The organism is Luteolibacter rhizosphaerae (assembly GCF_025950095.1).
GTDB classification, from domain to species: domain Bacteria; phylum Verrucomicrobiota; class Verrucomicrobiia; order Verrucomicrobiales; family Akkermansiaceae; genus Haloferula; species Haloferula rhizosphaerae.
In genome coordinates this window covers 13,541-28,650 of record NZ_JAPDDR010000014.1, presented here as the reverse complement: position 1 = coordinate 28,650, position 15,110 = coordinate 13,541, and the positions used below count along the sequence as shown (strand labels likewise).

Genomic DNA, 15,110 nt, shown 5'->3' with positions numbered 1-15,110 from the left:
AAGTGATTCGCGCTTCATGGCCTCGTTTCTTCCGCTACGATGGATGTCGTAGATCGCGGGAGGCGCTGCCTCACTTCTCCCGCACGCGCACGCGGAGGAAGATGGCGGCCTCGCCGGGGGCGATGGGGCGGGTGGCGATGACGGTTTCCACCTCATCATCTACGGGCTGCACCTGGAGCTGCGGGGTGAAGGCCTGCCAATCGGCGAGGTCGTCCGACCACTCGTAGATGAAGTCCACGGCGGCACCGATCGCACGGCGATGCGTGAGCACCAGCGCGGATCCGGCCTCGGTGGTCTGCAGGGCAAGCGTGTAGGGCGGCACGCCGGGGGCAAGGGAATCGCTGGCGAATGCGTGTTCGATCAGGTTGCTCAGGCCATCGCCATCGGAATCGCCATCGGGGTCCGGGATGGTCCCGGCGCGTCCGGTGGCGTTTGCGGTCGCGCCCGAGGCTTCGTCCTGAACGATCACCGCGGAGTGGTAGTCGCCGCAGGCCACTGCATGGGCAGTGCCCAGGAGCACGGGCGTGGCCTGATAGGTCAGGCTGCCGTTTCCGAGCTGGCCGTTCTCGTTGTTCCCCCAGCCATAGAGCTCGCCCTGGCGGGTGAGGTAGAGGCTGTAGCCCACGCCCGCGGCCATGGATTCCACGCCGGTGGCGATCTCGGTGGAGGTCTGCCCGAGGGTCCAGAGGCTATCGTCCATCTTGCGCACCAGCGTGTGCATGTCCCCGCAAGTCACGGCGCGGATGCCGCTGCCGACCGGGACGAAGGAGTGGCGGGAGGTGCGGCTGCCATCGCCGAGCTGGCCCTGGCTATTCAGGCCTGCGGCCCAGAGGGTGCCATCGTGTTTCAGCAGCAGGGTGTGATGCTCGCCGGCTGCTGCGGCGGCCACCCCGGTGGCGATCTGCGCGGGGGTGAGCACGTTCCCGGCGATGTCGGTACCATTGCCTTGCTCGCCATCGGTATCGCGACCGGTGGCCCATGCGGTGCCATCGGACTTCACGAAGATGGTGTGAGCTTCACCGGCAGCGGCCTGCACCACATTGGTGGCGATCTGGACCGGTGCCCTGCGGGATGTCAGGCTGCCTTGGCCGAGCTGGCCGTGATTGTCGAAGCCGGTGCCCCAGAGGCTGCCGTCCGCCTTGATGAAGAGCAGGTAGACATTTCCCGCGATCACATCGATCACGTCCGTGGCGATCTGGATCGGCACGATCGAGGTGGTCATGTCTTGGGTGCCGAGCTGGCCCACATGATTGTAGCCCATGCCCCAGAGCGTGCCGTCGTCCTTCAGGTAGTAGGTGTTGAAGACGCCTGCTACCGTCTTCACCACTCCGCTAGCCGCTGGCACGCGCTCGGGGCTGCCTTGGGTGCTGTTGTTGCCGAGCTGTCCGTATTGGTTCCGGCCGGCGGTCATGAGGGTGCCGGCCGCGCGCGGCAGCACGGTGATGGGGATGGCACCGCTATTTACGAAGCCAGCGGCATTCGAGACTCGGACCCAGTAGCTGGTGGAGGCGCGCAGCGGGCGGCTGAGGAGCGTGGCCTGATCGATCGTCGCGACCGGCTGGGAGGTGTTCCCGGGCGTTCCCTCGTACCACGTGTAGGTCAGCACCCCGCCGCTTGCGGATACGGGCAGCGCGGCATGGTCGCCTTCACGCAGCGTGGTGTTTGATGGGATGGAGGCGATGATCGGCTTGGTCACCGGCTGGATCAGCACGGACACGGTATCGGTGTGGCCGTAGCGATTCGTCACGCGAGCCCAGACGAGAAGCGGCTCGTTCACCGCGGCGCTGCGATAGAGCGCCTTCTTGGCACCGCGGATCGGCCGCGAGGTATCGCCGCTTTCCCCGAGGTACCATTGCCAGGTCACGGGCACGGAGCTCGCAACTTGAGCGGAGAGGCTTGCCCGGGTGCCTTTCTTCACCGCCACCGGTAGTGGCTGCTCCAGGATCACCGGGTTTCCGGTGAGGATCAGGCTGTGCTGGTAGCCGGCTGCGGCTGCGGCCACCGCGGCGTGAATGAAGGTCGGCTCCGTGCGGGTGGTATTGGTGCCGTCGCCGAGCTGGCCTTGGCCATTGGCTCCGATCACCCACAGCTCGTTGTCGCCCGTCAGGAAGGAGACATGGAATTCGCCCGCCCCGACTTCGATCACCTTCGTGGCGATCTGGGCCGGTAGCTCGGCGCCGGGATTCAAGTTTCCGCCCATGCCCCAGCAACTGCCATCTTGTTTCAGGAAGAGGCTTTCCCTGCCCGCGGCGATGCGGGTGACGCCGGAGGGAACGATCTGCGTGGGGCTCATCACAGCACCCGGCGCGTCGGGCAAGCCGAGTGCCCTGCCGGTGTTGTAACCCATACCCCAGAGGGAGCCGTCACTCTTGATGAAAAGCGAATGCAGGGTGCCTGCGGCCGCTTGCACCACGCCATCCGCGATTTTCATGAAGGCGGGGTAGTTGTCTTCATCATCATCACCTTGGCCGAGCTGACCGGTATGATCCCCGCCCTCTCCCCACAGGGTGCCGTCGGTCTTCAGCGCCAAGCTGAAGGTGGTGCCGGTGTGGATGCTGGCGAAGCCGTCCCCGATCTTCGCGGGGGCGGTGAGGAGCTGCCCGCTGTATCCGGGAATCCCGCGACCGGAGCCCCAGAGGCTGCCATCCGCCTTCAGGTAGAAGGTTTTCTGGTTGCGGGAGGCCACGGCTACAATCCCGCTGCCGAGGGGGACCGGCAGGCTGCGATCCGTGGTGGAGCCATCGCCTAGCTCGCCGTTGGTATTCTCGCCCATGCCCCAGAGGCTGCCGTCCGCCTTGATGAAGAAGCTCTGGTTGAGATCCGCGGCGATGGCGGAGACCTCGTGGGTGACCGGCCGGTAGCTGAGGCTGCGGGTGAGCGAGCCATCGCCGAGTTGGCCGACGTGGTTCAGACCGGTGCTGTGGAGCGTGCCGCGGAGCGGGGGCGCTACGGTCACGGCGACCGCGCCGCTGTCCACGTGGCCAATGGTATTCGTGGCCCGCAGCCAGTAGCTGGTGCTGGCGGCGAGAGGCGGGGTGACGAGCAGGGTGGAGGTGGCGCCGGGGACCGGTTGGGAGGTGTTGCCCTTCTTGCCTTGATACCATTGGTAGCTGAGTGCCGGACCCGTCACTTCCGCCTTGATCACGACATTCCCGAGGTGCGGCACGCCCAGCTTCTTGGGCAGCGGCTTGATCGTGACCCTAGCGAACATGAGCACGCGTGCGGGCACACTATCGGTGTAGCCGTGCGGATTGGTGATGCGGACCCAATACGAGGCGGCGGCCCGCAAGGGCGGAGTGGTGAACTCTGCGGTGGTGGCACCGGCCAGCGGCTGCGTGGTGTCTCCCGGCAGTCCGAGATACCATTGATAGCTGAGCGGGCCCAAGCCCTGCGCGAGCACGGAGAAACCGGCGGTCTTACCCGGGCGGACGACCACCGAGTCCGGCTGATCGGAGATGACCGGGGCAGCATCGATGAAGACGCTTTGATACTCGCCGCCCGCGGCTTCAACCGCCTTGCCGACGGTGACGGGTGCCAAGCGTTTCGTGGCGGTGCCATCCCCCAACTGGCCGAAGGCGCCGAAGCCCGTGGTGTGGAGGATGCCGTCCGTGGTGATGAAAAGGCTGTGCCGGAAGCCGCAGGCCACGCGCTTCACGTCCGGCGCGATGGCGACCGGGGAGGGCTGGGAGGCTTCTTGAACGTCTTCGCCCAAACCGAGTGATTCGGTGGCGCCCATGCCGAAGAGCTCATTCGCGCTGGTGATGTAGAAGCTCTGGGTGCCGCCGCAGGCAGCCGAGATGACGCCCTGCGCGATCTGGAAAGGGAGCAGCCGACGGGTCCTGCTGCCATCTCCCAGTTGCCCGTATTCGTTGTGGCCCGTGCCCCAGAGGCTTCCGTCCGTCTTCAGGAAGAAGGTGTGACCATTACCGGCGTAGACGCGAGCGACGCCGGAGGCCACCGCTACCGAGACTTGGCGGTCGCTGGTGCTGCCATCTCCCAATTGGCCGCTCGAGTTGGCACCGCGCGCCCAGAGTGTGCCATCGCGGGTGACGTAGGCGGTGTGGGCGAGACCGGCCGAGGCATCCACCACATCGGCGGCGATCTGACTGCCGTGCTGGAAGTTGGCCCAGTCGAGCGTTCCGATTTGGCCGCGATCATTCACGCCAAAGCCATAAAGCGCGCCGCTGCCGGCAATCATGAGCGTGAAGTCACTACCGGCCGCCAGGTGGACAAAGTTCTCCCCGATCCTCTCGGGAACGAGCTTGGTGGCGTTCGAGCTCGAGCCGATCTGGAACTGGCTGTTATCGCCCATGGCCCAAACAGAGAAATCATCCTTGAGCACGAGATTGTGCCTGGTGCCTGCTGCCATGGCGATGACGCCCTCCATGATGGGCTTCGGCACCTTGCTGTCGCCACTGGGGAAGAGCATGTTACTCTGATTCGTGCCCATCCCCTTGAGGGTGCCTTTAGGGGCAGCGTGCATGGTGACCGGCACGGCAGGGCTGTCGGTGTGGCCGTCGGCATTGCTGGCGCGGACCCAGAAGACATGGCTGGTCCTCATCGGCTGGCTGACGAGGAGGGGGCCGGTCGCGCCGGGGATGGGGGCGGAGGTGTCGCCACTTTGGCCGTTGTACCATTGCAGGTTCACGTCCTCGCCGGCGGTTTCCACGGAGAGAATGGCGCTTTCCCGGAAATACATCTCCGCGGGCTGCGGCGGGGTGAGGATTTGCGGCGCGGCGGCCCATGCCTGCGGCAGCAGGAGAGCGGCGAGCAGGAAGGCGCGGGTGATGGGCGCGAGGGGGCCTGCCTGTGGAGGAGTGAACGGCATGCCGCTCTGCTCCGGGATATCGCGATACGAGACAATATAAAGATGCCGGATCACGCAATTTTCACGGAGTGGATCGGCATTTTTGCGGGGGTGATGTGAGAACTTCGGGAGATACGGGGAGGGTGGACGCTGCGCCCGGATCCGCGGCATCGCCGCCTTGGACTGCGTGCAGCCTGCTGCCGCTTTCGGCAGGCAGCCTGCTGCCGTGAAGCAGTGGGGAAGGTCGCGGGTTTCTGTCCGGGAGCGTGTCGGGTGATTCGGAAGCTGCTTGGTCAAGAAGTTCGGTATCGCCGGGGCCGGGGATGACCTAGGGTGGGAGGAATATCGCCCGTGCTCCGCAGCAGGCTGCGTTCGCGAAAGCGGCAGCAGGCTGCACGCAGTCCAAGGAGCCTGCGGCTCGCGGAGAGCTTGAGTCCGCGGCGGGCTTGTAGATGATGCAGGGGTGAAGAAGGCGCTCACGATCTTGGCGGTGCTCGGGCTGTTAGGCGTGCTCGCGGGGTGGGTGTTCTCCGGCGGGATGCCGGATGCGGAGGAGGCCGCGGCGGGGGGCAAGGCGCGGAAGGCGAAGACGGAGCGGGGTGGTGAAGAAGCCGAGGCATCCGCAGCGGCGCGGCGCGGCACGCGCGGTGTGGAGGGTGGTGATTCCCACCGGGTGGAGTCGATGCGCGCGCGCCTGCTGAGCCGGGAACCGCTGGGCGATATCGATCTGTGGGATGTGGTGCAGGCCATGTCTCTGGATGAACTGCGGCAGATCTTCGCGGAGCCGGACTTGTTCGAGCTGAAGTTCGGCGCGGGTGCGCCGGGCGATGCCGAAGACGGCCTGCTGCCGGGTGCCGAGCATCCGCGGCGCGTGGAGCTGGTGCCGATCCTGTGGGAGAGGCTGGGCCTGCTCTCCCCGCAGGAGGCGCTGGACCTGGCGAAGGAGCGGCTGAAGGGGAACGATCGCCAGCACTACGGTGCGATGCTGAAGGGAATCGCGAAGACGGATCCGGCACTGGCCCTCGATTTCTTGCGGCAGTCGTCGGCGTTCTTCGGGCAGGAGCCGGTGCTGATCGGCGTGGATACGGTCCAGCTCTTCAATGTGCTGGCGGAGAAATCTCCGCAGGAGGCCATCGGCGTGATTCCCGGGCTGAATTCCATGTCGCAGGACTTCGCGTATCTGGGCTACGTGCAGGTGCTGCCAGAGGAGACGGATTGGGCGGCGGAGGCCGAGCGGCTCGAGTCGCTGGGGATCGCGCCGGGGCAGGCGAGCATGCACGGCCTCATGGATTCCACCGCCACGCTGGTGACGCGTTGGGCGCACAAGGATCCGGATGCGGCCTTCGCGTGGATGGCGGGGGCCCTGGAGGATTCGCTCGACTCCGCTTACACCCGGGTGATCGACGATTGGATCCGGGCGGACGCGGAGAAGGCGATGCCTTGGCTGGAGGCATGGCAGCCGGAGGGCCGGGACAAGCAGGTGATCTTCATGTCGGCGATTTATGAGGACTCGATGAGAGATCTGGCGGCGACGGACCGGATGCTGGCAATGATCCCGGATCCGCAGAAGCGCGACTATGCGGTGATGCAGCGGCTGACGCGTGGCGGTCCTCCGCTCCCGGGGCCCGCCTTGGCGCATCTGATCAACTCGCCGCTGATCTCGGAAGAGGTGCGACAAGCGGCGAATGCAGTGATGGCGGGCGAGCGGGTGGTGATGCCCGGCGAGGAAGAGGAAGCAGCAAAGGGAGAAGAGAATGTGCTGCCCCCGGCTCCGCTGCCGGATCTGCGCTGAAGCCCCCGTCTCTTGGCTCTTGGCTCTTGGCTCTTGGCCCGCCACGCTCCGCGCGTGCGCTTGAAATTGACGATCGCTTACGATGGCCGGACGCTCGCGGGCTGGCAGTCGCAGCCGGAGGGGAATACGGTCCAGGACTTCATCGAGAAGGCGATCGCGGAGACGGCGAAGCAGCCGGTGCGCCTGCACGGCTCCGGTCGCACGGATGCCGGGGTGCACGCGCTGGGGCAGATCGCGCACTTCGAGGCGCCGGAGGAGCTGACGATGAATCCCTTCAACTGGGTGCCGGCGCTGAATACGAAGCTGCCGCACTGCATCCGCATCATGAGCTGCGAGGAGGTGCCGGCGGAGTTCCACGCGCGCTACGGGGCCACGGGGAAGACCTATCGCTACGACATCTCCACGGAGCCGGTGCTCACGCCCTTCCGCGCAGGGCTGGCCTGGCACCTGCCGCGGCAGCTGGATCCCTACACGCTGCGGGAGGCGCTGGACCTTTTCATCGGGCGGCACGACTTCGAGGCCTTCGGCGCGAAGCGTGGTTACGAGACGGAGGAGACGAGCTACGTGCGCACGGTGACAGCGGTGGAGCTCGCTCCGCTGGAGTGGGGCTGGCGGATCACTTACTCCGGCGATGGCTTCCTGTACAAAATGGTGCGGCTTCTAACAGGCACGGCGATCCAAGCCGCGCAGGGACGCATCGGCCTGGCGCAGGTGGCGGGGTATCTGGATCAGGCGAAGGGCTTGCCCGGCGGCAAGTCGCCCTTCTGTGCGCCGCCGGATGGTTTGTTTTTGGAAAGGGTGGAGTATGGGGAAGTAACCCATCGCTGATCTTCCAAGCATCAAGCGGAGTGGGCGCTGGAGCGCGGCGGGAGGGATGATGTGTCGGTGATGTGCGTGATGGCGGAAGCTGGGATGCTTCGCCCCGGAGGGGCATCGGAACTAAGCCGGTGGTGAAACCACCGGTAGGTGTGGAGGAAGGATCGGCGTCCCGGAGGGCCGCGGGAGCTGTGGTGAGTGCTGGGGGTGAACCGGGGATTTCCGGCGGCCCTCCGGGACGCCAATCACTCGACGGGCCTAACCGGTGGCTGCGCTGCGCTTGCCGACCGGCTAAGTTCCGATGCCCCTCCGGGGCGGGGAGTAGGCGTCCAAGGTAGCGGGATGATTTCGTCGTTCCGGCTGGGGGAGGATTCGAGAGAGATTCCCATGGCGATGTGCGGGGAGACGCGAGCCGCCGGAAGCACGAGAGTGCTTCCGCTACGGTGGATCCACCCCGACGGCAGGAATGTCGCTGCTCCTTATCCGCTCACTTCTCCACGACCTTCAAGCGGGCGAACATCTTCCCGGGGACGCGGGGGATGGTCACGGTGATGTCATCCGGCGCGCTGCCGTTCTCCACCACTTGCACGTTCGGGGAGCTGGCGAGGGTCACGGGGATCTCGCTCCATGTGCCCAGGCTGCTGCCCCACTGGATGGTCTGCGTGGTGGTATCCCTGGAGAGATCGTTCCGCCTGTAGCGGATGATCAGCGAATCTTCCGTGAGCGTCTGCAGCGGTAGCTTGGAGGCGTCCGGCACGCCGGGGTCGCCGGCCAGCGTGTATTCCATGAGGTTCGTCATCCCGTCGCGATCCGGGTCGCCATCGGGAGTGGTGTCGGCCAGGCCGGGATAGCCCGCGGCCCAATCCGCGACGACGCTGAGCGCGATCACGATGCGCTTCTGCTCCGGCTGGACTTTCAGTGCGTATCCGGCCGGCATGCCGCTGACGGTGGCGAAGCTGCCGGTGAGATTTCCGGTGTAGCTGGCGATGGTGAAATTCTCCGGCGCGCTGGCGGAATTGAAGACGGGCTCCACCACCAAGGTCGAACCGGTGAGGTTCAAATCGCCCGTGACGGTCAGGCGGTCATTCGTGGTCGTGTCCAGCTGGCAGCGGTAGGTGCCGGTCAGCACGAGCGGGCCGGTCTGGATAACGGGAGGATAGATCGCGACGGATGAAGCGGGATCCACCGTGCCATGGATGGTGACCGCTCCCGGGATGACCGCATCTCCAGCCAGCGTGCCGCCGGCATTCACCAGCACGGGGCCGGTGCCCAGCGATTGGGCGCTGGCATCCAGCACGCCGCCATTCACGGTGGTGCCGCCGCTGTAGGTGCTGATGCCGGAGCGCACCAGCTTGCCATTGCCAGCCTTCGTGAAGGTGGCACCGCCTTCGATGATGTTCGGGATCCGGTATTCGGACAGGCTGTTATTCACCAGGACCGAAGAGGGCTGGACCGCCGAAGTCCCGCCGATGGTGATGACATTGAGTCCCACCCGGTCCGCGAAGCGGACATGATCTCCGCGGCAAAAGATCACGCTGCTGATGCCGCTCGACCAGACCGGCTGCCCCTGCAACTGCCACGCGGCACCGGAACTGCCTTTCCAGTCCAGCTCCTTCACACCCACATCCAGGGTGATCCTTCCGGGTTCGATGGCGAATACCGCCTTGCGGTAATGGGCCGGGGTATCCATGGCCAGGTTCGCCGTGGTGCCGTTGAGCGTGCCGGTGTAGTTCAGGATCGTGACCGGTCCGTCCAGCACGGTACCCGGGCCGGGCTCCAGGGCGACCTTGGTCGAGGCGGCCAGAGTCACATCCCCATTCACCGTCAGGGCGCTGCCAGCCATGCCCGTCTTGAGGGTCCCAAGGTTGTTGAACGTGAGCGCGCCGCCGCTGCCGATCGTGCCGCTGCCCGCGAGCGCGGTATTGCTACCTACGGTAACTGTCGTAGCAGCCGTGCTGCCGTTCAACCGCAGTGTCGAGCCCGTCCCGGCGGTCGCGATGAATCCCGTGTAGCCGGTCGCGCCGGAGATCAGCATCTCGCTGTTACTGCTGCCGCTGAAGTAGAGCAAGCCTGCCGGCCCCACGCCCGCGATCGGGCCGCTGATCGCATTCCGCGACGAAGCCGCGGAGCTGAACGAGAAGGTCATGCCGTCCCGCACCGTGATCGGGCCGCTCAGCGTGACATTGGTGAGGCTGAGTCCCGCGCTGGCCCCGGAGCCATTGCTCCAGGTCCCGCCGGCCGCCACGTCGATGGCGTTTGCCAGCGTGCGATTCTTGATCGTGACGGAGGCGCGGCCATCAATCCGCAGCGGACCGCTGCCGATCTCCGTGCCGTTCTCCGCCGTGATCCGCGCATTCGTCAGCGTCAGCGGGCCGGTATGGGCGCGGTTATCCCCGGTAAGCTGGAACTGCGTGAGGACGTTGGTCGAACTCTTCACCCCCACGAGGTGCAATTCGCCGCCGCCGCTGAAGGAGTGCGGCATCACCGGGGTGCCCTCGCCGTGGCTGTAGACCACGCGGGCGCCGGTCGCGATCCCGATCAGTGCGCTACCGCCGAGCGTGGCGGTGGTGTCCGGTGCGGCGGGATTCCCCACGAAGAGGGTGCCCGCCTCCACGCTACCAGGCGCGCTCATCGCGTTGGCATTGGTCAGGCTCACGTCGCCGGCTGTCGTCTTCCGCCAGGGGGCGGTGGAGATCAGGCGTGCATTGCTGCTGCCGGCCTGCAGGTCGATCGCGGCGAGCCGCGCCGTGGCGTTGTTGAATTGCCCGCCTGCCAGCGTGAGACCGGCGGCGGTGATCGTCTTGTGCCCGAAGTCCAGCACCCCGCCCGCGGCGGTGATGGGGCCGGTCATCGTGTAGCTGTTAGGCCCGGCCAGGGTGAGAGTGCCGCTGCCGGTCTTCACCAGCGAGCCCGCGCCCGCCAGCGCGCCGCTGGAGCTGAAGACATAGTTCGTGGCGGAGTTATCCACCGTGAGCCGTGCCGGGGCGAGCAGGCCTTCCAGCGCGATGGTCCGCGTGCCGCCCGCGCCATCCGGGAAGGTCACGGAGTCGAAGGCTTGGAAGGCCTCGTTGCCCGTGCCGCTGGAGAAGTTCGCCAGTGTGGCATTCCAGGTGCCATTCGCCACGCCGCCGGCGGAGGCATTGTTCCAGAGCAGATCCGCGCCGGTGCCGGTCACGGTGAGCTGCAGCTTGTTGCCATTCACCGCCACGCTGCCGCTGGCGCGGGTGGGGCCGTAGGCGGCGGAGAGATCCAGCACCGGGATGCCGCTGCCGGTGATGCTGCCCGCCGTGATGAGATCGTACGTGCCCGCCGCGGTATCCGCACCCAGCACCGGGGCGATGGCGATGCTGCCGCTGGTGAGATCCAGTGCGCCGCTCACCGTGGTGGTGGCGTCCGCCACGGCCGGGAGGATCAGCGTGCTGCCATCCTGCGCCGTGATGGCGGCCAAGGTCTTGCCCGGTGTCTTCACGCCGAAGCCGCCACCATCCTCCACCTGCAGCGTGGATGCGGGCAGCTCGCCATCTTGGCCTAACAGAAGCGTGCCATCCTCCACCTGCGTCAGGCCCGGATAGACGGCCGGGCCGTTCAGCACCATCAGGCCATCGCCATCCTTGCGGAAGCCGGAGGAAGGATTGCTGCCGGTGATGGCGGCATCGATGCGCAGGCCCTCGGCGGCATCACCCTTTTCCACATGGATGTGCGAGCGGTAGATCGCAACGCCCGTGCCCAGTTGCAGGCGACCGGAGAGCACCGCGGTGTCCGCTGCGGGCAGGCTGTTCAGCACGCCGTCATTCGCCAGCAGGTAGTAGTTGATGGCGTCGGCGGCATTCTCGCCGCCATTGGTGCGGAGCATGCCGCCGCTGAAGTTCAGGGCCGGGACGCGGTTGTAGTTCGCCACCGGCACGCCTTCGTTCTCCACCAGGGGCAGGTCCACCAGGCCGCCGTTGATATTCAGCTCGCTGACCCGCAGGCCGCCCACGTAGCCGAGCGAATCCTGCACCGGCAGGTTGAGCGTGGCACCGGCATTCACCGTGAGCGGCCCGCGCAGCGCGCCGATACCGGAGAAGCCCGCGGCATTCAGCACCAGCGTGCCCGCATCCACGGTGGTACCGCCGGTATAGGTATTCGCCGCGGCGAGTTCCAAGGTGCCGGGGCCGACCTTGCGCAGCGAGCCTGCGCCGCTGATCACGCCGCTCGTGGTGAGCACTCCGATGGGGTTCCACTCCCGGGTCATGTCGAAGGTGGTCGCGCCGTTCAGGATGACGGGACCAGCCCAACGGGAGTTCCGGTAATCCACGATCCAACTGCTCCCGGGCTCGAAGTCCGCAGTCCAATTCTGGGCCACCGCGTTATCCCACTGCCTGAGGGCGGCGCCGCTGCGCACGGTCATCTTGTTCGCGGCGCTGCCGCCCAGCGAGGTGCTGGACTCCACCCAGAAGCTGCCCTGCTGGATATCGATATTCCCCGGGCTACCCACGGTGATGCTTACGAGATGGACGCTTGCGGGCCCGGTCTTCGTGAGCGTGTGGCCACCCATGGTGAAGAAGCCCACACTGCTCAGCCGGCGGATATCCCAGCGGGCGGTGCCGCCCACGGTGGCTGGCCCGGCCAGTGCCACCTGCCGCACCGCCTCGGAATTGTTAGGGCCGGTGTTCACGATCGCGCCCGCGCCGTTCACACCGGCGCCGGAGATGGTGAAGAGTTCGCCCTCGTGGTAGTTTCCATTCACGTCGAAGGTGGCACCCGGCAGCACCACGGTGCCATTCGTGGTGCCTCCCATGCGGCCGCTGCCAGAGGTCTTCACCGTGCCTTGCTCGATGGTGAGCTGTCCGGAGAATGTATTGTAGGCGGAGAGCGTGAGGGTGCCGGTGCCGGTCTTGCGGATCGCGGCGGAGCCGGAGAGGACCGAGCCGAGGGTGACATCATTCCCCGCGACATCGATGAGCGGGGTGCCGGTGAGGGCGATAGTGCCGCCGGTGGTGGAGTAGCCTGCCGCGGCGAAGTTCAGCGAGGTGGCGCTGACCGTGCCGGAGACCGTGACCGCGCCGCCGCTGCCGCCGAAGACGGCGTCCGAGCCATCCGTCCATGCCACATCGCTACCGGCGGTGGCGGCGCTGTCCCAGTTGAAGACATCCGTGGCGGTGCTCCAGGTGCCCGCGCCGCCCTCGGCATCCGGTCCGGTGGAGCCGCCATCCCAGTGCAGGCTGGCGGCGTGCGCGGAGCTCATCAGCGGCGGGATGGCCAGGCTGGCGAGACATAGGCTGAGCCGGGATAGGGGCAGGGGGCGGAGGATCATGACGCGGAGACAATGGTATATCTCCGGTGCGGGGAAGGGGATTCGGCCCGGGAGGTGGGGGAAAATCCGCGCAAGATTCCAAGCGGCGGTGGTGGGCTCGATGGTAGCGGGACGGCTTCGTCGTTCCGGCTGGGGGAATCATCGGGAAGGAACCCCGTGCTCGTCTCCGGGATGGTCTGCCCCGCCGGAAGCACGAATCACCTCCGCTACCTTTTGCGGCAGAGTGGGTTTCATCCGCTGGCGCCTGCTCTTCCGGCTGCCGGATTCCGGGCTGGACGGAGGGGGCGGATTAGTTATCTTCTTCGCCCTCATGTCCTGCCGTCCCCTTTTCCTCGCCTGTGGCTTGCTTTTTGCAGGGCTGCTGCCGGCGTCGGCGGGGGATGACGATTACTTCGAGTGGGCGGATGCGAACGGCCTGGTAGGCGTGTTCGCGGATCCCGAGGCGGATCTGGATACGGACGGGATCACGAACCTGATGGCCTACGCCTTCGATCTGGCTCCGGTGAACGATCCGGATGCCTGGGAGAAGCTGCCGACCCTGGCCTTTCTGGGTGATCCGCCGGAGCCGCTGATGATGTTCGTCCTGCCGGCGGAAGTGCCGCGGGATGTGTCCTACGTGGTGGAGCTGGTGACGGATGCCGGAAACCGGATCGAGATCGCGCGCAAGGACGGCCGGGCACCGTGGAAGGGCTCGGGCGAGATCACCCGCCGCCGGCTGGAGAACGGTTGCACGGAGGTGACGGTGCAGATCCCGCTGGATCTGGACGTGCCGGAAGGCCCGAAGCCGCTGCGGCTGAGGGTGGAGTTCGCGCCTTGAGGGGGTGGCGGGCTTTTTAATACGATGGATGTCGTAGGTGGGAGAGGTGTGTGGGTGCTTAAGGAGGACGGAAGCACTCTCGTCATGGCGCTGCGGTGCGGGGACTCGCTCGAAAGCGGCGATGCTCGCGCGCACTCCAAGGAGCCTGCGGCTCCAAAGGGGGTAGCGTAAGGGGTGACGACATTCTTGTGGTCGGGGTGAGCGTGTTGAACGGGGACAAGAATGTCCCCGCTCCTTATCGCTCCGCGGGATGGGCGACTGATCCCGCCCCGGAGGGGTATGGGAACTTAGTAACGGTCTTAAACCGCAATGGGGATTTCGAGTTTTCTGGCGATGATGGCATTGAGGTGGACCAGCAGGTGGCGGGCAACCGCGACGATCGCGACCTTGAAGGGTTTGCCTGCGTCGCGCAGCCGCTGATAGAACTCCTTGAGCACGCTGTTGTGACGCATGGCCACCAGCGATGCCATGTAGAGCACCTTGCGCACTTGGCCGCGGCCACCTTGGATGAAGCGCCTGACCTTGGACTTCCCGCTGTCCCGGTCGTAGGGTGCCAGACCGGCCAGTGCCGCGATGGTCCTGCGACCGACATGCCCGAGTTCGGGCAGGAAGGCCAGCAAGGTCCGGCTGGTCTGCGGGCCGACCCCGGAAACGGCCCGCAGGAGAGCGTCGGCTTCCGAGAGATCGCGGTCCCCGGCGATGAGCGCGGCGGCCTTGGCCTCGAGCGTCGCGATATGCTTGGCGTAGCCCGCGGCGAGTTGCTTGTGGATACGCACCACCACGGGGCAATAATGGTGTTCCGCGCGGTTGAGCTCGCGCTGCATCGAATCGATGAGTTCGGCGCGGGCGCGCATGATGTCGTCGAGCTGCAGGCGGATCTTGTCCTTGGGCTGCAAGGGCCGCGGGCCGACCGAGGCACCGAAGCGGCTCAACAGGGCCGCATCGAGCGGATCGTTCTTGGCGAGCCGCCCGTGGGCGCGCGCGAACTCGCGCACTCGCAGCGGCGGGACGATGCTCACGCGGACCGCCTTGTCCATGGCGGCGGCGGCGAGCTGGCGTTCGTACCCGGCGGTGGCCTCGCAGACGAGGTGCGGGATGCCGGGAACGAGCGAGGCCGCCTTGATCAGGGCGGAGATGCTCTTGGGATCGTTGCCGAAGCGGCGGATCCTGCCTTGGAAATCGGCGACGAGTTCGGCTTTGGCGACGTCGACACCGAGGTGGACGAGAGGGGGTGGTTCCGGTAGGATATTCATGGAGTCGGTTCGTTCAGGCTTGTGATGCGAGCTCGCCCGGATTGCACCGGAACGGCTCATGTAACGGTTCGAACTGGCGATCCAATGGCCCGCGACGGTCCCAACTAAGTTTCGGGTTATCCGCGAGGATACCCGAGCCGGTGACGGACTCGCCGCAGGCCGGGTGGCCGGGGTGCAAGCCCGGTCACCCGCTTGGACGCATGGCGGGTATGAAAGCACGCCGGGCGGACAAAGCGAAGATACAAGCCGGTGGTGAAACCACCGGTAGGTGCGGACAAATGATTGGCGTCCCGGAGGGCCGCGGGAGCTGTGGTGAGTGGCGGGGTGAA

6 protein-coding genes are annotated in these 15,110 nt (G+C 66.4%); 3 read left to right on the top strand and 3 right to left on the bottom strand.

All coding sequences use genetic code 11. The features are described 5' to 3' along the window. Positions 1 to 70: 70 nt before the first annotated feature. Positions 71 to 4,882: an RCC1 domain-containing protein gene (locus tag OJ996_RS22080; RefSeq protein WP_264515868.1), complete on the bottom strand. Its 4,812-nt coding sequence runs from the start codon at positions 4,880 to 4,882 to the stop codon at positions 71 to 73. A gap of 388 nt (positions 4,883 to 5,270) precedes the next feature. Between OJ996_RS22080 and OJ996_RS22075 the strand changes: the two genes are divergently transcribed. Both OJ996_RS22075 and truA read left to right on the top strand, forming a co-directional pair. Next, positions 5,271 to 6,599 carry a hypothetical protein gene (locus tag OJ996_RS22075; protein ID WP_264515867.1) on the top strand — a complete coding sequence of 443 codons (1,329 nt, stop codon included), beginning with the start codon at positions 5,271 to 5,273 and terminating at the stop codon, positions 6,597 to 6,599. Positions 6,600 to 6,653: 54 nt separating this feature from the next. Then, complete coding sequence (gene truA / locus OJ996_RS22070; RefSeq protein ID WP_264515866.1) at positions 6,654 to 7,427, top strand: tRNA pseudouridine(38-40) synthase TruA; 774 nt, start codon at positions 6,654 to 6,656, stop codon at positions 7,425 to 7,427. 475 nt (positions 7,428 to 7,902) lie between these two features. Here the strand turns inward: truA and OJ996_RS22065 are convergent, their stop codons facing one another. Then, positions 7,903 to 12,711: a beta strand repeat-containing protein gene (locus tag OJ996_RS22065; RefSeq protein ID WP_264515865.1), complete on the bottom strand. Its 4,809-nt coding sequence runs from the start codon at positions 12,709 to 12,711 to the stop codon at positions 7,903 to 7,905. 310 nt (positions 12,712 to 13,021) lie between these two features. On the opposite strand from OJ996_RS22065, the gene OJ996_RS22060 reads away from it, so the two are divergent. Beyond that, positions 13,022 to 13,528, top strand: coding sequence for a hypothetical protein (locus tag OJ996_RS22060; protein WP_264515863.1), 507 nt, complete (start codon positions 13,022 to 13,024; stop codon positions 13,526 to 13,528). A gap of 299 nt (positions 13,529 to 13,827) precedes the next feature. On the opposite strand, the gene OJ996_RS22055 is transcribed toward OJ996_RS22060, so the two are convergent. After that, the gene (locus OJ996_RS22055) at positions 13,828 to 14,781 is read right to left on the bottom strand and encodes an IS110 family RNA-guided transposase (RefSeq protein WP_264515861.1); all 954 of its coding nucleotides are present in this window, start codon (positions 14,779 to 14,781) and stop codon (positions 13,828 to 13,830) included. Between the last annotated feature and the right edge of the window lie 329 nt (positions 14,782 to 15,110).

Coding starts and splice junctions, on each gene's coding strand:
- OJ996_RS22055 (WP_264515861.1), bottom strand. CDS start 14,781: ATGAATATCCTACCGGAACCACCCCCTCTCGTCCACCTCGGTGTCGAC.
- OJ996_RS22065 (WP_264515865.1), bottom strand. CDS start 12,711: ATGATCCTCCGCCCCCTGCCCCTATCCCGGCTCAGCCTATGTCTCGCC.
- OJ996_RS22060 (WP_264515863.1), top strand. CDS start 13,022: ATGTCCTGCCGTCCCCTTTTCCTCGCCTGTGGCTTGCTTTTTGCAGGG.